General features: G+C 64.4%; 20 protein-coding genes. 16 read left to right on the top strand and 4 right to left on the bottom strand.

Annotated features, from left to right (window positions below):
* Position 1: 1 nt before the first annotated feature.
* The 3 genes from KWG56_RS06180 to KWG56_RS06170 are packed head-to-tail and all read right to left on the bottom strand — an operon-like array spanning position 2 to position 2,826.
* Complete coding sequence (locus tag KWG56_RS06180) at positions 2 to 661, bottom strand: HAD family hydrolase (protein WP_219354122.1); 660 nt, start codon at positions 659 to 661, stop codon at positions 2 to 4.
* Positions 662 to 670: 9 nt separating this feature from the next.
* Entirely contained in the window at positions 671 to 1,465 is a 795-nt protein-coding gene (gene mazG, locus KWG56_RS06175; RefSeq protein WP_280638404.1) for a nucleoside triphosphate pyrophosphohydrolase, read from the bottom strand.
* Complete coding sequence (locus KWG56_RS06170) at positions 1,462 to 2,826, bottom strand: MFS transporter (RefSeq protein ID WP_219354121.1); 1,365 nt, start codon at positions 2,824 to 2,826, stop codon at positions 1,462 to 1,464. Before KWG56_RS06170 ends, mazG begins: the two co-directional genes overlap by 4 nt.
* A gap of 140 nt (positions 2,827 to 2,966) precedes the next feature.
* Here KWG56_RS06170 and KWG56_RS06165 point away from each other — a divergent pair, with 140 nt between their 5' ends.
* From KWG56_RS06165 to ygiD, 3 genes are all read left to right on the top strand, one after another.
* Positions 2,967 to 3,824, top strand: a complete 858-nt coding sequence (locus tag KWG56_RS06165; protein ID WP_219354120.1) for a D-alanyl-D-alanine carboxypeptidase family protein — start codon at positions 2,967 to 2,969, stop codon at positions 3,822 to 3,824.
* Positions 3,800 to 4,279, top strand: a complete 480-nt coding sequence (locus tag KWG56_RS06160) for a hypothetical protein (protein ID WP_244999665.1) — start codon at positions 3,800 to 3,802, stop codon at positions 4,277 to 4,279. Before KWG56_RS06165 ends, KWG56_RS06160 begins: the two co-directional genes overlap by 25 nt.
* A 76-nt stretch (positions 4,280 to 4,355) precedes the next feature.
* On the top strand, positions 4,356 to 5,159 hold the full coding sequence (gene ygiD / locus KWG56_RS06155; protein WP_219354119.1) for a 4,5-DOPA-extradiol-dioxygenase: 804 nt from the start codon (positions 4,356 to 4,358) through the stop codon (positions 5,157 to 5,159).
* An 18-nt stretch (positions 5,160 to 5,177) separates the two neighbouring features.
* Here ygiD and KWG56_RS06150 read toward each other — a convergent pair whose 3' ends face one another.
* Complete coding sequence (locus KWG56_RS06150) at positions 5,178 to 6,731, bottom strand: AMP-binding protein (protein ID WP_201097475.1); 1,554 nt, start codon at positions 6,729 to 6,731, stop codon at positions 5,178 to 5,180.
* Positions 6,732 to 6,914: 183 nt separating this feature from the next.
* Here KWG56_RS06150 and lipA point away from each other — a divergent pair, with 183 nt between their 5' ends.
* From lipA to lpdA, 13 genes are all read left to right on the top strand, one after another.
* Positions 6,915 to 7,877, top strand: coding sequence for a lipoyl synthase (gene lipA, locus KWG56_RS06145; RefSeq protein WP_219354118.1), 963 nt, complete (start codon positions 6,915 to 6,917; stop codon positions 7,875 to 7,877).
* A 7-nt stretch (positions 7,878 to 7,884) separates the two neighbouring features.
* On the top strand, positions 7,885 to 8,337 hold the full coding sequence (locus KWG56_RS06140; RefSeq protein WP_201097471.1) for a type II toxin-antitoxin system RatA family toxin: 453 nt from the start codon (positions 7,885 to 7,887) through the stop codon (positions 8,335 to 8,337).
* The gene (locus KWG56_RS06135; RefSeq protein WP_219354117.1) at positions 8,334 to 9,446 is read left to right on the top strand and encodes an NAD(P)/FAD-dependent oxidoreductase; all 1,113 of its coding nucleotides are present in this window, start codon (positions 8,334 to 8,336) and stop codon (positions 9,444 to 9,446) included. Before KWG56_RS06140 ends, KWG56_RS06135 begins: the two co-directional genes overlap by 4 nt.
* 256 nt (positions 9,447 to 9,702) lie before the next feature.
* The gene (gene rpmF / locus KWG56_RS06130; RefSeq protein WP_201097467.1) at positions 9,703 to 9,885 is read left to right on the top strand and encodes a 50S ribosomal protein L32; all 183 of its coding nucleotides are present in this window, start codon (positions 9,703 to 9,705) and stop codon (positions 9,883 to 9,885) included.
* A gap of 113 nt (positions 9,886 to 9,998) precedes the next feature.
* Positions 9,999 to 10,589 (top strand): hypothetical protein, encoded by a 591-nt coding sequence (locus KWG56_RS06125; RefSeq protein WP_219354116.1) that lies wholly within the window; start codon positions 9,999 to 10,001, stop codon positions 10,587 to 10,589.
* Between the two features lie 105 nt (positions 10,590 to 10,694).
* Positions 10,695 to 11,972 carry a phosphopyruvate hydratase gene (eno, locus tag KWG56_RS06120; protein ID WP_201097463.1) on the top strand — a complete coding sequence of 426 codons (1,278 nt, stop codon included), beginning with the start codon at positions 10,695 to 10,697 and terminating at the stop codon, positions 11,970 to 11,972.
* A gap of 138 nt (positions 11,973 to 12,110) precedes the next feature.
* Positions 12,111 to 12,410, top strand: coding sequence for an FtsB family cell division protein (locus KWG56_RS06115; RefSeq protein WP_201098172.1), 300 nt, complete (start codon positions 12,111 to 12,113; stop codon positions 12,408 to 12,410).
* A gap of 134 nt (positions 12,411 to 12,544) precedes the next feature.
* Complete coding sequence (gene pdhA / locus KWG56_RS06110; RefSeq protein ID WP_201097461.1) at positions 12,545 to 13,573, top strand: pyruvate dehydrogenase (acetyl-transferring) E1 component subunit alpha; 1,029 nt, start codon at positions 12,545 to 12,547, stop codon at positions 13,571 to 13,573.
* 3 nt (positions 13,574 to 13,576) lie between these two features.
* Entirely contained in the window at positions 13,577 to 14,935 is a 1,359-nt protein-coding gene (locus KWG56_RS06105) for a pyruvate dehydrogenase complex E1 component subunit beta (RefSeq protein WP_201097459.1), read from the top strand.
* Positions 14,932 to 15,249 carry a DUF5076 domain-containing protein gene (locus KWG56_RS06100; RefSeq protein ID WP_219354115.1) on the top strand — a complete coding sequence of 106 codons (318 nt, stop codon included), beginning with the start codon at positions 14,932 to 14,934 and terminating at the stop codon, positions 15,247 to 15,249. Before KWG56_RS06105 ends, KWG56_RS06100 begins: the two co-directional genes overlap by 4 nt.
* The gene (locus tag KWG56_RS06095) at positions 15,249 to 16,547 is read left to right on the top strand and encodes a pyruvate dehydrogenase complex dihydrolipoamide acetyltransferase (protein ID WP_219354114.1); all 1,299 of its coding nucleotides are present in this window, start codon (positions 15,249 to 15,251) and stop codon (positions 16,545 to 16,547) included. The genes KWG56_RS06100 and KWG56_RS06095 overlap by 1 nt, the downstream gene beginning before the upstream one ends.
* A 15-nt stretch (positions 16,548 to 16,562) precedes the next feature.
* A complete protein-coding gene (locus KWG56_RS06090) occupies positions 16,563 to 17,042 on the top strand; it encodes a glutathione peroxidase (protein ID WP_219354113.1) in 480 nt (159 codons plus the stop codon).
* A gap of 2 nt (positions 17,043 to 17,044) precedes the next feature.
* Entirely contained in the window at positions 17,045 to 18,463 is a 1,419-nt protein-coding gene (gene lpdA / locus KWG56_RS06085; RefSeq protein WP_219354112.1) for a dihydrolipoyl dehydrogenase, read from the top strand.
* The last annotated feature ends 22 nt before the right edge of the window (positions 18,464 to 18,485 follow it).

Raw genomic sequence — 18,485 nt, 5'->3', positions numbered from 1 at the left:
ATCAGCGATCCATGAAGGCGGCGACGGCGTCATAGCTGTCGGCCACATGGTGCGCGCCCTTGGCCGTCAGTCGTTGGGCCAGACCCTCGCGCACATGGCCGCCCGCCGTCAGCCCGACGACCGTCATGCCGGCGGACAGGGCCGCCTGCACCCCCGCCTCGCTGTCCTCGATCACAAGCGTCCGCGCCGGATCGACACCCAGCGCTTTGGCCGCATAGAGGAAGACGTCGGGGTGGGGTTTGCCGCGATCGACGTGCAGGGCGGCGCTATAGACCCGGTCGGCGAACATCTCGGACAGGCCGAACCGGTCCAGCCCCAGCGAAAGCCAGTCCGGTCCGCTGGATGAGGCGATGCAGCGGGTTTCGGTCCGGCTGTTCAGAAAGTCGATGAGGCCGGGCACCGGCTCCATTTCAGACTGGGCGCGCGCTCGGGAAATACGCGAATAGTTGACATGGAACTCATCCGGGCAGGGCCGTCCGTGCCGCGCCTCGACCAGGGCGCGGTTGTCGCGCCAGCGCCGCCCGACATATTCGCTCAACACCTCGTCCAGCGTGGTCGGCAGTCCCAGCGCGGTGAGCTGTTCCGCCATGATGGTGCTGGTCAGAAGCTCGCTGTCGGCGACGACGCCGTCATAGTCGAAAATGATAAGGTCGTAGGTCACGCGCGGCGCTCAGTTCTTTGCGGCGGTCTTCTCTGCGACCTTTGCGGCGTCCCAGAGGCGATCCATTTCTTCCAGTGTCGATTGGTCGGGCGTGCGCCCATCCCTGGCCAGTTCCGTCTCGATGAAGCCGAAACGGCGGACGAACTTGGCGTTGGCGGCGCGCAGGGCGTCTTCGGGCTCCACATCCAGCTTGCGGGCCAGATTGGCGACGACGAACAGCAGGTCGCCCAATTCCTCGCGCGCCTTGGCCTTGTCGCCAGCCGCGATCTCGACGCGCAGTTCCTCGACCTCTTCCGCCAGCTTGTCGAACACCTCGTCGGTCGAGGGCCAGTCGAAGCCGACACGGCCCGCGCGTTTCGTCAGCTTGGCCGCGCGGGTCAGGGCGGGCAGGCCCACAGGCACGTCGTCCAGCACGCCGGGCTTCTGGCGGTCCTTTCGCTCGGCGGCCTTTATGACCTCCCAGGCGACGGTCTGTTCTTTCGAGGATCGTTGAGCCTCTTCGCCGAAGACATGAGGGTGGCGACGTTCCAGCTTTTCGGAAATCGCGGTCACCACGTCGTCAAAGGCGAACAGCCCCTGTTCCTCGGCCATGCGGGCGTGAAACACGACCTGGAACAGCAGGTCGCCCAGTTCGCCTTTCAACTCTGTCAGGTCGTTGCGCTCGATGGCGTCGGCGACCTCATAGGCTTCTTCGATGGTGTAGGGGGCGATGGTGGCGAAGGTCTGCTCAATGTCCCAGGGGCAGCCGCCGTCCGGGTCGCGCAGGGTCTCCATGATGCCCAGCAGGCGGTCGATAGGCCTCAAGACTGCGCTCCATCACGGGCTTCCAGGGCGAGTCGGATTTCATCGTGACGCTTGGGCGTCAACGGATAGCCCTTCAGCACCAGTGCGGCGGCGGCCAGCAGCAGGCCGGGAACCAGAATGAACAGTATCTGCAGGGTCACAAGCGAGAACTCGCTGTTGCCCTCTGGTCCCGGCAGCGCCTTGAACCCAACCCATTGAAGGATGAGGTAGGGGATCAGGGCCACGACGTGCCCGATCTTGGTCGTCGCGGACAGGACCGAGAACATCAGGCCGGTGCGGTCCACGCCGGTCTCCAGCCGCACCTCGTCGCCCGCGTCCGCCATCATGGCGCGCAGCAGGAACAGGCCCGCTGCATAGGGCAGGCCCGCGATGAACATGACGATGGCGGTCACAACGAAATTGCCGCCGGGCACAAGCGTCGCGCCGATGTAGAGGACTGCGAAGATCAGGCTGGCGATGGCCAGGGCCTTGTCCTTGCCGACCTTGGTGGCCAGCCAGGCCCAGATGGGCGCGCCGCACAGGCCGGCGATGAAATAGCACAGCATGAACAGGCCGGCCTGGCTGTGGTCATAGCCCTTGATCTGGCCGAAGAAGAAGAACAGCAGCGAGCCGGTGATGCCCGGCGCCACGCCCAGCAGCAGATCTGCGATCAGCAGCTTGCGCACGGTCGGCATCGTCAGAAGGTTCAGATAGGCGCTGGCGCCGCCATGCGGCTGCTGGCCTGCATTGACCGGCTCAGGCACAGCGAACATGGCCAGGCCGACGGTCAGGGGCAGGGCGATCAGAATGGCCCAACCCATGATCCGCACGCCGTCGGCATAGTCGCCGATGCCGGTCTGAACCACGACTGTCGGCAGGACCAGGATCAGGATGACGCCGATGATGTTGAACACCTGCCACCAGCCATAGACGCGGCTGCGCTGATCATACTGGGGCGCCAAAACCGCCGCCCAACCCAGTTGGCCCAGGGTGCCGATGGAAAAGCCGAGGTACAGGACCAACAGCCAGCCAAACAGATAGGCCGGGCCTGCGCCGGGCTGAACCACGACAAACATCATGAAGGCCGACAGCATTAGAATGGGCGTCGAAATCGCCATCCACGGGCGATAGCGGCCGAAGCGGGTCTTGGTCCTGTCCATGCCCCAGCCGATGAAGGGGTCGAACACGATGTCGATCAGGCGCACGGCCATGAAGACGGCGGCGACGACGCCCAGCTCCAACCCGACATGGGTGGCGTAGAACTCGGGCAGGGTGACGGGCAGGGCGACGCCGAACGCCGCCAATGGCAGGCAGGGGCCGGAAAAGGCGGCCAGCACGGCGTTGGAGCGCCGGGGGGCGGTCGTCGCAGGGGCGGTCGACATGCGTCGTTCCGAAACGGCGCGGCGCGAGTCGGCCGCGCGTCACCATGCCAGCGATTGATGAAGCTTGCACCGGGACTTGTGCGATCACAGGTCAGGCATTCGGACTTGTCGGAACCAGCGGCTTGAGGCTTCCTTAGACCATGTTGCGAAGTCTGATTGCGTTTCTGATCCTTGGGCTTGCGCTGACGGCGGCGGGCGGCGCGCGGGCCTCTGGTCCCTGCCACGCCGACACCGGCGACTGGAACGAGCAGGGACTGGCCAACGCCGCCTCCTTCTACACGCTGGAATGGGCGCCGTTCGGCGCCGCTGAGTGGGGATGGGAGACCTATCTGCCGCTGATCCAGCAGGAGATCGGCACGGATTGCGGCCCGGGCACGCCAATCTTCGCCACGCGGCTGGCCGCCTTCCAGCAGACCTACGGCTTGCCGCCCACGGGCGTGTTCGACGCCGCGACCTTCCAGGTGTTCCGCGGCGTATGGCAGGAACGCCGCCCCTTCGTGATGGCGCGCCTGCGTCAGGAATGTCCCGAGCCGCCGCCGATCAATCAACTGGGCTATCTGGTGGCGTCGGAGGAACATGCGGACCGTCTGACGCGGCTGTTGAGGCGTGATGTCCTGGACGCCTATCGCCGACTGGCCGCAGCGGCGCGGACGGAGGTTCCAGAGGCAGCGGCCGATCCGGAGCTGCTGCAGATCTTCTCCGGCTTCCGCGACCCGGAGGCGGACGCTGCGCGGTGCGCACAGGATCGGAACTGCGACGGCCTGCGCCGCGCCGTCTGTTCGCCGCACCGCACAGGCACGGCGGTCGATCTGTATGTGGGGCAGTTTCAAGGCATGGGCGTCGATTCCACCGCCGTCGCCAGCCGTCAGCACATGAGCCGCACAGCCACCTATCGCTGGCTGGTCGCCAATGCGGGGCGTTTCGGTTTCGTGCCCTATGTCTTTGAACCCTGGCACTGGGAGTATGTGAAACCGTGGGACGACACGTTCGCGCCCTGACCGATGGCGAGGCCGCGCTGGCGCGTGAGGCGTTCGGCGACGCCGTCCGTCTGGACACCGTGCGGCTGATCGGCTGGCCGTTCGCGCGGGCGTTCGTCGCCGGACGCTGGTTTGGGCGGGACTGGATCGTCTGGCCTGCGCGGGCTTTGGTTGAGGATTTCGCATCGGCGGCCCTGGGCGTGCAGGGGGTGCTGGTGCACGAACTGACCCATGTCTGGCAGGCGCAGCAGGGGGTGAACCTGCTGTTCGCCAAGCTTAAGGCGGGCGACAGCATCGCCAGCTACACCTATGCCGCCGACGACACCTGCCGGTGGGAGGGCTTGAACATCGAACAGCAGGCCATGTTGGTCGAGCATCGATTCCACGCACGACGCGGGCTGACGGCGCCTGCGAGCCTGGGCTTCTATGACGCGGTGTGTCCATTTGAAGTTTCGGATCGGCAAGAGAGCTCTTGATCTGCGATGCATCAGCTCCCAAATCTGGAACTGTAGTGGTGACTAATAGTCACTGCATTGGATGGAGTTTCAAACCATGACTGCCGGGCAAGTCCATAGCGCAGCTTCGAACGGCGGGGCGACGCGTCAACCGGCTGTCTTCTTCGGCCATGGTTCGCCGATGAATGCGCTGGGCGGGCCATTTGCAGATGCGTGGCGCGAACTGGGCCTGTCCGTTGGAAAGCCGACTGGCGTGGTCATGGTGTCCGCTCACTGGGAGACGCGCGGTCTGGGCGTCACTGCGCAGGAACGGCCTGAGACCATCCATGATTTCGGCGGCTTCCCGCAGGCGCTTCATGATGTGCAGTATCCAGCGCCGGGGTCGCCACAGCTGGCGGCGCGGGTGGCGCAACTGACGGGCGCCGTTCAGACTCAGCAATGGGGACTGGATCACGGGACATGGTCCGTGCTGGTTCACGTTTGGCCAGAGGCGGACGTGCCGGTCGTTCAACTGTCGCTGAATCGCGACCTGACGGCGCGCCAGCATTACGAACTGGCCAGGGCGCTGAGACCGTTGCGCGATGAAGGCGTCGTCATCGCCGGATCGGGCGACTTCGTTCACAATCTGCGGACCTGGAAACGCGAGCCGGGCGCCGAACCCTATGGCTGGGCGACCAGCTTCAACGAGGCGGTGAAGCACGCCTTCGAACGCGGTGACCATGAGGCCCTGATCAACTGGGTCGGCCTGGCGGAAGACGCGCAAATGAGCGTGCCGACGGACGAACACTATCTGCCGGTCCTCTATGTCGCCGCGCAGCAGGAACCGGGCGAGCCCGTGGCCTTCTTCAACGACAGCATCGACGGCGGGTCGATTTCGATGACGGGCGTGCGGATCGGCTGATCCGCACGCGCAGACGGCTCAGGCCGCCTTGTCGGTCTCGACCATTTTCTGGATGGCGACATAGTCCGTCTTGCCGGTGCCCAGGACCGGCACCTCGGCGACCTTGACGATCTTCTTGGGCACGATCAGTTCGGGCGCGCCGTTGTTGCGCGCCCATTCGGCCAGCGGGGCGACCTCGGCTTCGGCATGGTCGGTGACCAGAACCAGTTTCTCGCCCTTGCGGCTGTCGGGGATGGAGATGACGGCGTGGCGTTGTTCCGGCCAGACGGCCCCGGCGATGCCCTCCACTGCCGTCAGGGACACCATCTCGCCGCCGATCTTGGCGAAACGCTTGGCGCGGCCCTTGATGGTGACATAGCCCTCTTCATCGACATCGACGATGTCGCCGGTGTCCAGCCATTCGTCGCCGACCGGATCCCAGGCCAAAGGCTCGGCCTGGGTGACATAGCCGCTCATGACATTGGGCCCCTTGAGCAGCAGGCGGCCGCCCGCATTGATGCCGTCCACCGTCTCCAGTTTCCACTCAATGCCCGGCAGGATCTGACCCACGGTGCCCGGCGCATTATAGTCGGGATGGTTCACGGCGATGACGGGTGAAGCTTCGGTCGCGCCATAGCCTTCCAGCAGCTCGACGCCGCCGAACTTGGTGTTGAACAGGTTGCGCGTCTCCTCGCGCACCTTCTCCGCCCCGGCGACGGCGAACTTCAAGGTGGCGAAGTCGTCGGGTTCGGCGACGCGGGCGTATTGGCTGAGGAAGGTGTCGGTCGCGAACAGGATCGACGCCTTCACCTTGGGCAACAGGTCAGTGATCTGCTTGGCGTGCAGCGGCGACGGATACTGGAAGGCCTTCAACCCTTGCAGCAGGGGCAGGATGACCCCGCCGGTCAGGCCGAAACAGTGGAAGGTCGGCAGCGGGTTGAACATCACCCAGTCCGGCTTCAGGTCGATGTGGGCGGCGACCTGGCGTGCATTGGCGACCAGGTTCTTCTGGCTCAGCACCACGCCCTTGGGCGTGCCGAAACTGCCGGAGGTGAACAGCACAACGCCCGGCGCATCCGGGTCGGTCTTGACGCGGAACCGCTTGGGCGCCGCGCCTGCGGCCAGGCCATAGAGCTTGTCGGCCAGACCAATGGTCTTGCGCACATCGTCCAGCCAGACGACCTCTGCGACGGTCGAAAGCTCCTTGACCAGATCGTCCAGCTTGGCCTGTTCGATGAAGCGCTTGGCCGTCAGCACCTTCTTGACGCCTGACGCCTTGATGGCGGCCTTCAGATTGGTCTCGCCCGCCGTGAAGTTCAGCATCACCGGCACGCGTCCATGGGCGTGCAGGCCGAAGAAGGTGACGACCACGCCCATCGACGACGGCAGCAGGATCGCGACCCGATCCCCCTTTTCCGTCATGTTGGCGATCTTGCGTCCCAGGACGAAGGCGGCGCGGATAAGGCCGGTGTAGGTGAGGGGGTGCCTGTCCTGATCTTCAAGGATTTCCTTGTCGCCGAACCTTGAGCGGGCCTCGATCAGGGCGTCGATCAAAGAGGCTTCGTACAGCGAGGGATCCAGAGCCTGGCGCAAACGCGTCTCCTACGGAGGGCGCCACCGGCCCTCTCTGTTGTTCGGGCATCTGTCATTAATGACGCCGCGTCATGTTGAAAAGATATGTTACGCGCCGTGAGTTCCAAGGCCAGATCACGCCTGCGGCATATCTGTAACCGGGTTTGGCTTGCCTAAACGGCTTTGAAGTCCGAAATACCGGCCATGGTCACCCTGATCGACACCTTGCAGCGCAAGCCCTCCGAACTCCGTCACCCGGAGAAGCAGAACCGTCCGGAGACGGTGGTTCTGAAGAAACCCGACTGGCTGCGCGTGAAGGCGCCCGGCTCGGGCCAGTACAACGCCACCAAGGACATCGTCCGCTCCAAGGGCCTGGTGACGGTCTGTGAAGAGGCGGCCTGCCCGAACATCGGCGAGTGCTGGAGCCAGAAGCACGCCACCCTGATGATCATGGGTGACACCTGCACGCGGGCCTGCGCCTTCTGCAACGTCAAGACGGGCCTGCCTCAGCCGCTGGACCCGGAAGAACCGGGCAAGGTCGGTCTGGCCGTGCAGCAGATGGGGCTGAACCACGTCGTCATCACGTCGGTCGACCGCGACGATGTGGCGGACGGCGGCGCCGCCCACTTCGCCGAGGTAGTGCGCCAGATTCGCATCCAGGCGCCGGGCACCACAATCGAGATTCTGACGCCGGACTTCCTGCGCAAAGATGGCGCGGCCGAAGTGATGATCGACGCCAAGCCGGACGTCTTCAACCACAACCTTGAAACCGTTCCGCGCCTGTATCTGAAAATCAGGCCCGGCGCCCGCTACTTCCACTCCCTGCGCCTGCTGCAGATGGTCAAGGAGCGCGACCCCAACCAGTTCACCAAGTCCGGCATCATGGTCGGCCTGGGCGAGACCAAGGAAGAGGTCATGCAGGTGATGGACGATATGCGGTCCGCCGGCGTCGACTTCATCACCATCGGCCAGTACCTGCAGCCAACCCGAAAGCACGCCGCCATCGACCGCTTCGTCACGCCCGAAGAGTTCAAGGCCTATGAGGCGATTGCACGCGCCAAGGGCTTCCTGATGGTGTCGTCCAGCCCGCTGACGCGTTCGTCGCACCACGCCGGCGACGACTTCGCCCGGTTGAAGTCTGCGCGCGAGGCGCAACTGAAGCGCTAAACCCGGAATGGCTGTCCATCGCGTCACGCGCATCCTTCCGTATGCGCCGGATCAGCTTGCCGATCTGGTCGCCGACATTCGCGCCTATCCGGACTTTGTGCCGTGGGTGACGTCCATGCGCGTCTGGAACGACCGGGCAGAGGGCGAGGGCGTTACGATCGTCGACGCCGAGGCGGGCGTCGGCTTCGCCTTCCTGAAGGAGCGCTTCTCCACCTGGGTTCGGCATGACCGTAATGCGCCCAAGGTCGAGGTCGGCCTGCTGCGCGGGCCGTTCAAGCATCTGAAGAACCGCTGGGAGTTCTTTCCGCATCCAGACGGAACGCGGTTGGAGTTCATGATCGACTTCGCCTTCAAATCGAAGATGCTGGATGTCATGCTCCAGGCGAACTTCGATCTGGCGGTCAGCAAGCTGATCGGCTGTTTCGAGGCTGAGGCGAAGCGGAGGTACGGGCCGAAATGAGCTTTGATTTCGATGCGGTCGTTGTGGGCGCAGGCGCGGTGGGCCTGGCTTGCGGACGCGCCTTATCGAAACGAGGCCTGACGGTTCTGGTGCTGGAGAAGGACGGCCATATCGGCCAGGGCGTTTCTTCGCGCAATTCCGAGGTCATCCACGGCGGCCTCTATTATCCGACCGGCTCGCTGAAGGCGCAGTTCTGCGTCGAAGGGCGGCGGGCTCTTTATGCGTTCCTGGCCAGCCACAAGATCGATCACTGGAAATGCGGCAAGCTGGTCGTGGCGACGCAGGAATCGGAGGTCGCGCGGATCGAAGCCATCTTCGAACAGGCGACAGCCAACGGCGTCGAGGGGCTGGAGCATCTGACCGGCGCCCAGGCGCGGGCGCTGGAGCCTGAACTGAACGCCCACGCCGCCATCCTGTCGCCCGAGAGCGGCCTGTTCGACAGTCACGGCTATATGCTGGCCCTGCAGGGCGAGATCGAGGATGCAGGCGGATCGGTCGTGATCTCCGCCCCGTTCGAGGGTGCCGAGCCGTTGGCGGGCGGCGGCTTCAAGGTCCATGTCGGCGGGGAGGGGGCGATGGAGGTGTCCAGCCGCCTTCTGGTCACAGCGCCCGGCCTGTCATCACAGGCGGTCGCCGCCAGCATCGCGGGCTATCCCGCCGTCGACATTCCGCCGCGCCATCTGGGCAAGGGCGTCTATTTCCGACTGGTCGGCAAGGCGCCGTTCAATCGCCTGATCTATCCGCCGCCGATTCCCGGCGCGCTGGGCACCCATTACCGCAAGGATCTGGGCGGGCAGGCCGTGTTCGGCCCCGACCTCGTCTATGTCAAGACTGAGGATTATTCGGTCGATCCGGCGAAGGCCGATGAGTTCGCCGCCTATATACGCCGCTTCTGGCCTGCTCTGCCCGAAGGCGCCCTGACGCCCGACTATGCAGGCATTCGGCCTAAGCTGCATGGGCCGGGCGAGCCGCAGCCGGATTTCCAGCTTCATGGGCGCGAGCATCACGGCATCGACGGCCTGATGGCTTTGTTCGGCATTGAGAGCCCCGGCCTGACCAGTTCGCTGGCGATCGGGGAGGCGGTGGCGGACGCCTTGCAGGTCAGTTGACGGACAAAAGCGGGCGACGGCCAAGGGTCGGGCGGCAGGATTTGAGGTGGCTGAGACGGCGATGATCGCCTGCTGAAGCTTCCCTGATCTTGAGCTGCTTATACGCCTTGAAATCGCCCGCCACTTCATGCATAAGCCGCGCCTCGCGTGGCGGTCCCCCGTTCTTCACTACGAAGGGTTGGAGCCGCCGCTATTGTTTTCGCGCTAGACAGGCTTCGGCTCTGGGCGGCGCCCGACTTAGAAGATTGAGACGGACATGGCCGTTCCGAAGCGCAAAGTATCTCCCTCGCGTCGCAACATGCGCCGCGCCCACGATGCCCTGACCTCCAACGTGTACGTTGAGGACAAGGACACCGGCGAGCTGAAGCGCCCGCACCACATCGACCTGAAAAGCGGCACGTACCGCGGTCGTCAGGTTCTGACGCCGAAGGAAGACTAGGTCTTTCACGGCCTTCCGATCATGATCGGATGACGATTTTAACGGCGCGCGGTGATCCGCGCGCCGTTTTCGTGCGTTCTGCACGGCGAAGCTTTTTTCGGAGACGTCGCCTGATGATTCGTTTCGCTGCTGTCAGCGCTGTGGCGCTTCTCACCCTTGCCGCCTGCGACCGTGGAGAGAAGCCCGGCGAAGCGGTTTCGTCCGGCGCCGCCAGCGCGCCTGCAACGGCGCCTGCCGTTGGAACGGCCCTGACAGCCGATGGACTGGGCGCGGTGCGAATCGGCATGACGGCGGCTGAGGTCGCGACAGTCTGGGGCGCAAACGCCGTCGTCAGCGAGCCGATGACTTGCCAGGTCTATCACCTCGACAAGGCGCCTGATGGCGTGGACGTAATGCTGCAGGACGGCCGCCTGACGCGAATCACCTTGGGCCAGGGCTCGTCCGTGAAGACGGATCGCGGCTTTGGCGTCGGCGACAGCGGCATCGCGATCAAACAGGCCTACGGCGGCGCCGTCTTCGCCCAGCCCGCCAAATATGACCCGGCGCCGGCCGAGGACCTGTTCGCCTGGGCCAGGGGACGTTCGACCGCCTACGTCGTCGATCCGGCGGCGCGCGGAATTCGCTACGAGGTGGGCAAGGACGGCCTCGTCTCGCGGGTTCATGCAGGCGATCCGTCGATCCAACTGGTCGAAAACTGCGGTTAGGTAGCAACCTGTTACCGGCCCAGGCGGGTGCAGCCATTGGCGTTTCGCAGGTAGGCGGCTAAACCCCTCGCAACTTTCATCCGCCCTGAGCCAAAGAACCGAGCCATGACTGATATCGCCGACATCGTCGCCCGCCAGATCCTCGATAGCCGGGGCAATCCGACGGTCGAGGTCGATGTGATCCTGGATGACGGCTCCTTCGGCCGTGCCGCCGTGCCGTCGGGCGCCTCGACTGGCGCGCACGAGGCGGTTGAACTGCGCGACGGCGACAAGGACGTCTGGGGCGGCAAGGGCGTCCAGAAGGCGGTCGATGCCGTTAACGGCGAAATCTTCGACGCCCTGTCAGGCATGGACGCCGAGGACCAACGCCGTCTGGACGAGGCGATGATCAATCTGGACGGCACGGCCAACAAGGGTCGTCTGGGCGCCAACGCCATCCTGGGCGTGTCGCTCGCCGCGGCCAAGGCCAGCGCCATCTCGGCCGGCCTGCCGCTGCACCGCTATATCGGCGGCGTCTCGGCCCGCGTCCTGCCGACCCCGATGATGAACATCATCAACGGCGGCGCCCATGCCGACAATCCGATCGACATTCAGGAGTTCATGATCCTGCCGACCGGCGCGGAAACCTTCTCGGAAGCCCTGCGCATGGGCACGGAGATCTTCCACGCGCTGAAGAAGCAGCTGAAGGACGCGGGCCACAACACCAACGTCGGCGACGAAGGCGGCTTCGCCCCCAATCTGGCTTCGGCCGATGAGGCGCTGAGCTTCATCACCAAGGCTGGCCAGGCGGCTGGCTATCTGGCCGGTGAAGACTTCCACCTGGGTCTGGATGTCGCCTCGACCGAGTTCTTCAAGGACGGCAAATACATCATGGCGGGCGAGGGCAAGACCGTCGACGCCGAGGGCATGGCCGCCTATCTGGTCGACCTGTGCGAGCGTTTCCCGATCGTCTCGATCGAGGACGGCATGGCCGAAGACGACTTTGACGGCTGGCGCCTGCTGACGGAGCGTCTGGGCGATCGCGTCCAACTGGTCGGCGACGACCTGTTCGTGACCAACCCGGCGCGTCTGGCTGCGGGCATCGGCGAAGGCCTGGCCAACTCGATCCTGATCAAGGTCAACCAGATCGGCACCCTGTCCGAGACGCTAGACGCCGTCGATATGGCGCAGCGCGCGGGCTACACCGCCGTGATGAGCCATCGCTCGGGCGAGACTGAAGACTCCACCATCGCCGATCTGGCCGTCGCCACCAACTGCGGACAGATCAAGACCGGTTCGCTGGCCCGCTCGGACCGGGTGGCCAAATACAACCAGCTGCTGCGCCTGGAGGAAATGCTGGGCGACCAGGCCGTCTATTTCGGCGACGGCATGCTGCTGAAATAGGTCTTTGAATTGTCGGTGGAGAATCAGCGTTCTCCACCGACCTTCTTACCGTCAAGCTACAATTTGTTAGGCATTGTCAGCCACAGTTCGTGAACTGTGTTTTCGCGCTCAGAAGGAGCGTCTGCTGTGCCTGAACGGATGAAACCGTACCGTACCTCCATCGTCCTGCTGCTTCTGTTCGCGTATCTCGGCGTGCAGGCCCTCACGGGGGAGCGCGGCCTGTTGAGCGGCGCCTCGCGGGATGCGTTGCTGACCCAGCGCGCTGAACAACTGGCGCATCTGACTGAGCAGCGTCGCGACCTGGAGACGCGCGTCCGCTACCTGCGGACCGACAGTCTTTCAAAAGATCTTCTTGAAGAGCGCGCGCGCGCTGTGATCGGTTTTTCCGATCCGCGCGACTATGTGATCCGCATTCCGGCGCAAACCGTCCAAGGCTGATCGTCAGTCAATACTTGAACTATTGTTACAGGCGGCATCGCACCCCTTTGCGTTCCGGGAAGGAAGGCTGCTAAAGCCCCCTTCCGTAACGATAAGTAAGGCGTCGCCACTGGCGCCTAGCCGGGAGATGCCGGATGGCGAAAGCCCCTGCCAAGAACGCTCAGACCAACGCGCCTGACAAAATACCAAATACGCCGACGGCGTCGAAGGAAGACCTCCTTCGTTTCTACCGCGAAATGGTGCTGATCCGCCGTTTCGAGGAACGTGCAGGCCAACTGTACGGCATGGGTCTGATCGGCGGCTTCTGCCACCTGTACATCGGCCAGGAAGCGGTCGCTGTGGGCGTTCAGGAAAGCGTCAAACAGGGCCACGACAAGATCATCACGGGCTACCGTGACCACGGCCACATGCTGGCTGCCGGCATGGACCCGAAGGAAGTCATGGCCGAACTGACCGGCCGCATCGGCGGCTCGTCGAAGGGCAAGGGCGGTTCGATGCACATGTTCGACGTGCCGACCGGCTTCTACGGCGGTCACGGCATCGTCGGCGCCCAGGTCGCGCTGGGCACTGGCTTGGCGTTCGCGGGCAAGTACCGCGGCGATGACTCGGTCGCCTTCGTCTATTTCGGCGACGGCGCTTCGAACCAGGGTCAGGTGTACGAAAGCTTCAACATGGCGCAGCTGTGGAAGCTGCCGGCCATCTACATCATCGAGAACAACCAGTACGCCATGGGCACGAGCATCGACCGCTCGTCGTCCACGACCGAGCTCTATATGCGCGGCGCCAGCTTCGGCATCCCGGGCGAGCAGGTCGACGGCATGGACGTGCTGGCCGTGCGTGACGCCACCGCGCGCGCTGTGAAGCGCGCCCGCGAAGGCGGCGGACCCTATATTCTGGAAGTGAAGACCTACCGCTATCGCGGCCACTCGATGTCCGACCCGGCGAAATATCGCACCAAGGAAGAGGTGGACGAGGTCAAGAAGACCCGCGATCCCATCGATCACATCAAGCTGCTGCTCGCCGCCGCCAACGCGACCGAGGAAGAGCTGAAGGTCATCGACAACGAGATCAAGGCGATTGTCGCCGAGTCTGTGCAGTTCGCACAGGAAAGCCCTGAGCCGGATCCGTCCGAGCTCTATACTGACGTCTACGTGGAGGCCTGATCCGTGACCGACATTCTGATGCCGGCGCTGTCCCCCACGATGGAAGAGGGCACGCTGACCAAATGGCACATCAAGGCCGGCGACAGCGTATCGGCTGGCCAGGTGATCGCCGAGATTGAAACCGACAAGGCGACGATGGAAGTCGAAGCCGTCGATGAAGGCGAAGTTCTGGAAATCCTCGTCCCCGAGGGTTCTGAGAACGTGAAGGTCAACACGCCGATCGCGCGTCTGGCCGGTGAGGACGGCGCTGCGGCGCCTGCACCCAAGGCTGACGTCCCGGCGGCGACGGCTGAAGGAAAGACGGGCGATCCCGAAAAGGCGCCTCAGCAGACCTCGACGCCTAAGGTCGAACTGCGCGATCCGGAAATCCCGGCCGACGCCAAGCTGGTCAAGACGACCGTGCGCGACGCCCTGCGCGACGCCATGGCCGAGGAAATGCGTCGTGATGACCGCGTCTTCCTGATCGGCGAGGAAGTCGCCCAGTATCAGGGCGCCTACAAGGTCAGCCGCGAACTGCTGCAGGAATTCGGCGAACGCCGCGTCGTGGACACGCCGATCACCGAGCACGGCTTTGCCGGTCTGGGCGTCGGCGCCGCCATGTCGGGCCTGAAGCCCATCGTCGAGTTCATGACGTTCAACTTCGCCATGCAGGCGATTGACCACATCATCAACTCGGCGGCCAAGACCCTGTATATGTCGGGCGGCCAGATCCGCGCGGACATCGTCTTCCGCGGCCCGAACGGCGCGGCCAGCCGCGTCGGCGCCCAGCACAGCCAGGACTATTCCGCCTGGTACGCCCAGGTTCCGGGCCTGAAGGTCATCGCGCCCTATGACGCCGCTGACGCCAAGGGCCTGCTGAAAGCCGCCATCCGCGATCCGAACCCGATCGTCTTCCTCGAACACGAGATGCTGTACGGCACCGAGTTCGACGTGCCGGAAGTCGACGACTACGTCCTGCCCATCGGCAAGGCCAAGGTCCGTCGCGAAGGCAAGGACGTCACCATCACGGCGCACGCCCGCATGGTCGGCTTTGCCCTGCAGGCCGCTGAGAAGCTGGCCGAAGAGGGCATCGAGGCCGAGGTCATCGACCTGCGCACCCTGCGTCCGCTGGACCATGAAACCATCGTCGAAAGCGTCAAGAAGACCAACCGTCTGGTCTCGGCCGAAGAGGGCTGGGGTCCGATGGGCGTGGGCGCCGAGGTTGTGGCCCGCGTGATCGAACACGCCTTCGACTATCTGGACGCCCCGCCGCTGCGTGTGCACCAGGAAGACGTGCCGCTGCCCTACGCCGCCAACCTGGAAGCCCTGTCGCTGCCGGGCGTGGACAAGATCATCGCGGCCGTTAAGCAGGTGGTGGCATGACGGACCCCGCAGAGTTCACTCTAACGGTGCCTGACAGCGTCGCAGCGGATCCTCAAGCTATAGAATTGCTGAGGATGTGGTGGTCAAAAGAAGAGCCGGTAATGGCGGTCAAGCCCGCTTTTGATGATCCGATTCATTTCGGTCGTCTGCTGGCTTATGCTGCACGTCATATGGCGCATGGCTACGCCGTTCGTCATGGCCACGACGAAAAGGCTGCCTACCATAGAATTCTCGAAGGCCTCTCCGAAGTCGTAAAATCGGATAATGTCAGCACCATTGTCGAGCCGACTGCACCAGCCCCAGGAAACGCCTGATGACCGACATCCTGATGCCTGCTCTGTCTCCGACGATGGAGGAGGGCGTTCTGGCCAAGTGGCACGTGAAGGTGGGCGACGTCGTCTCCGCCGGCGACGTGATCGCTGAAATCGAGACCGACAAGGCCACGATGGAAGTCGAGGCCGTGGACGAGGGCGAAGTCACGGACATTCTGGTGCCGGAAGGCACGGAGAATGTGAAGGTCAATACGCCGATCGCGCGCCTCAAGGATGAGGGCGGGGCCGCCGCGCCCAAGCCCGCCGCCAAGACGGAGGACGCCCCCAAGGCTGAGGCCGCTCCGGCAAAGGCTGAGGCGACAAAGGCCGCCGCGCCTGCGCCCGCGGCGCCGAAGTCCGAGAACGGCGAACGCATCTTCGCCTCGCCCCTGGCCCGTCGCATCGCCGCGCAGAACGGCGTTGACCTGAAGTCGATCAAGGGCACCGGCCCGCATGGCCGCATCGTCAAGCGTGACGTTGAGGGCGCGCCCCAAACCGCTGGCAAGGGGACTGCTCAGCCTGCTGTGGCGTCGACGGCCCCGGCTGCCGCCGCCACCTCGGGCATCGAGCCCCGCAAGGCGCAATCGCTGGCGCAAATGGGCATTCCGGACGGCAGCTACGACCTGATCCCGCTGGATGGCATGCGCAAGGCTGTGGCCCGCCGCATGGTCGACAGCATCCAGAACGTGCCGCACTTCCCGCTGTTCATCGATGTCGAAATCGATCAGCTGATGGCCGTGCGCGCCAAGGTCAACAAGATGCTGGAGCCGCAGGGGATCAAGGTCTCCGTCAACGACTTCGTCATCAAGGCGGCTGCTCTGGCCCTGAAGGCCGTGCCGGAGGCGAACGCTTCCTATACGCCTGAAGGCATCGCTATGCACCACAACGCCGACGTCTCCATGGCCGTGGCCATCGACGGCGGCCTGATCACCCCGATCATCAAGAAGGCCGAAACCAAGGGCCTGGCGCAGATCGCGACCGAGTCCAAGGACCTGGCCAAGCGCGCCCGCGAGCGCAAGCTGAAGCCTGAAGAGTTCCAGGGCGGCACCTTCTCGGTGTCCAATCTGGGCATGTTCGGCATCAAGCAGTTCACCTCGATCATCAATGAGCCGCAGGGCTGCATCATGAGCGTAGGCGCGGGCGAACAGCGCGCGGTCATCAAGGACGGCCAGGTTGTTGCGGCCACCGTCATGACCGTGACCCTGACCTGCGATCACCGCGTGGTGGACGGCGCGACCGGCGCCCGCTTCCTGCAGGCGTTCAAGCCGTTGATCGAAGATCCCGTCGCGATGCTGGCCTAAGGGGAGGGTGAGGTCATGACCTCGGTCTATGACTTCTCCGCCCGCGCCATCGACGGCACGGACGTATCGCTGGACCGCTTTCGCGGTCAGGCGCTGCTGATCGTCAATACGGCGTCCAAGTGCGGTTTCACCGGCCAGTATGAGGGTCTGGAGAAACTGCACCGGGACTTTGCGGATGCGCCGTTCGAGGTGCTGGGCTTCCCCTGCAACCAGTTCGGCAACCAGGAGCCGGGCAGGGCGGCGGAGATCGCCGCCTTCTGCGCGACCAGCTTCGATGTGACCTTCCCCCTGTTCGACAAGGTGGAGGTCAACGGACCGCACCGTCACCCCCTCTATGCCTGGCTGACCCGACAGAAGCGTGGCTTCCTGGGCTCTCAGGCCATCAAGTGGAACTTCACCAAGTTCCTGACCGACCGCGAAGGCCGCGTCGTCGCGCGCTATTCGCCTCAGACTGAACCCTCGGCCATCAAGGCCGACATCGAGAAGTTGATCTGATCATGGCTGCTGAATTCGATCTCGTCGTCATCGGCTCGGGCCCCGGCGGTTACGTCGCCGCCATCCGCGCCAGCCAGCTTGGCCAGAAGGTCGCCATCGTCGAGCGCGAGAATCTGGGCGGCATCTGCCTGAACTGGGGCTGCATCCCGACGAAGGCCCTGCTGAAGTCCGGCGAGAAGTTCGAGAGCCTGTCGCACCTGAAGGAATACGGCCTGTCCGCATCGGGCGCTTCGTTCGATTTCGACGCCATCATCCAACGCTCGCGCGGTGTCGCGGCGACGATGAACAAGGGCATCGGCTTCCTGATGAAGAAGAACAAGATCGAGGTGATCGAGGGATCGGCCACGCTCGAAAAAGGCCCAAATGGAGCTTCTGGTGCGCCCAAGGTCGTCGTCGCGCTCAAGGCAGGCGGAACGCGCGCCATTGAAGCCAAGACGGTCATGCTGGCGGTCGGCGCACGCGCGCGATCCTTGCCGCAGATCGGCCTGGAGGCCGATGGCGACAGGATCTGGGCCTATCGCGACGCCCTCGCGCCGAAGAAGTTGCCCAAGACCTTCGTCGTCATCGGCTCGGGCGCCATCGGCATCGAGTTCGCCAGCTTCTATCGCGCCTTGGGCGCCGAGGTGACGGTCGTCGAGGCGGTGGACCGCATCATGCCGATGGAGGACGAAGAGGTCTCCAAGGCCGCCCAGAAGTCGTTCGAGAAGCGCGGCATCAAGTTCAAAGTCGGCGCCAAGGTCACCAAGGTGACCAAGTCGGCCAAGGGCGTGTCCGTGGCTGTCGAGATCGGCGGCAAGGCCGAAACCCTGGAGGCCGAAGTCTGCATCTCGGCCGTGGGCATCACCGCCAACACCGACGGCATCGGCCTGGAGGCGCTGGGCGTCGAACTGGACCGCGGCCACATCAAGACCGACAGCCATTGCCAGACCAATGTGAAGGGCCTGTACGCCATCGGCGACTGCGCCGGCGCGCCCTGGCTGGCGCACAAGGCGTCCCACGAAGGCATTCACGCCGCCGAACACATCGCCGGCTACAAGACGCCGAACGTCCATTCGCCCATCGCGGGCTGCACCTACGCCCAGCCGCAGGTCGCCTCGGTCGGCGTGACCGAACAGGCCGCCCGCGCCGAGAACCGCGAGGTCAAGATCGGCCGCTTCCCGTTCCGCGTGAACGGCAAGGCCGTGGCGGCAGGCGAAGTCGACGGCTTCGTCAAGGTCATCTTCGACGCCAAGACCGGCGCCCTGATCGGCGCCCACATGATCGGCCACGAAGTCACCGAGATGATCCAGGGCTACGTCACCGCCATCACCATGGAAGCGACGGAAGAAGACATCCACGGCATCGTCTATCCGCACCCGACCATGTCGGAAGCCATGCACGAAGCCGCGCTGGACGCCTACGGACGCATGCTGCACCTCTGATCCTGCTGCTGTCCCGACGTTG

Origin of the sequence: Brevundimonas nasdae (assembly GCF_019395145.1) — a bacterium.
Taxonomy (GTDB): domain Bacteria; phylum Pseudomonadota; class Alphaproteobacteria; order Caulobacterales; family Caulobacteraceae; genus Brevundimonas; species Brevundimonas nasdae.
This window is presented reverse-complemented; position numbering and strand designations above follow the sequence as displayed.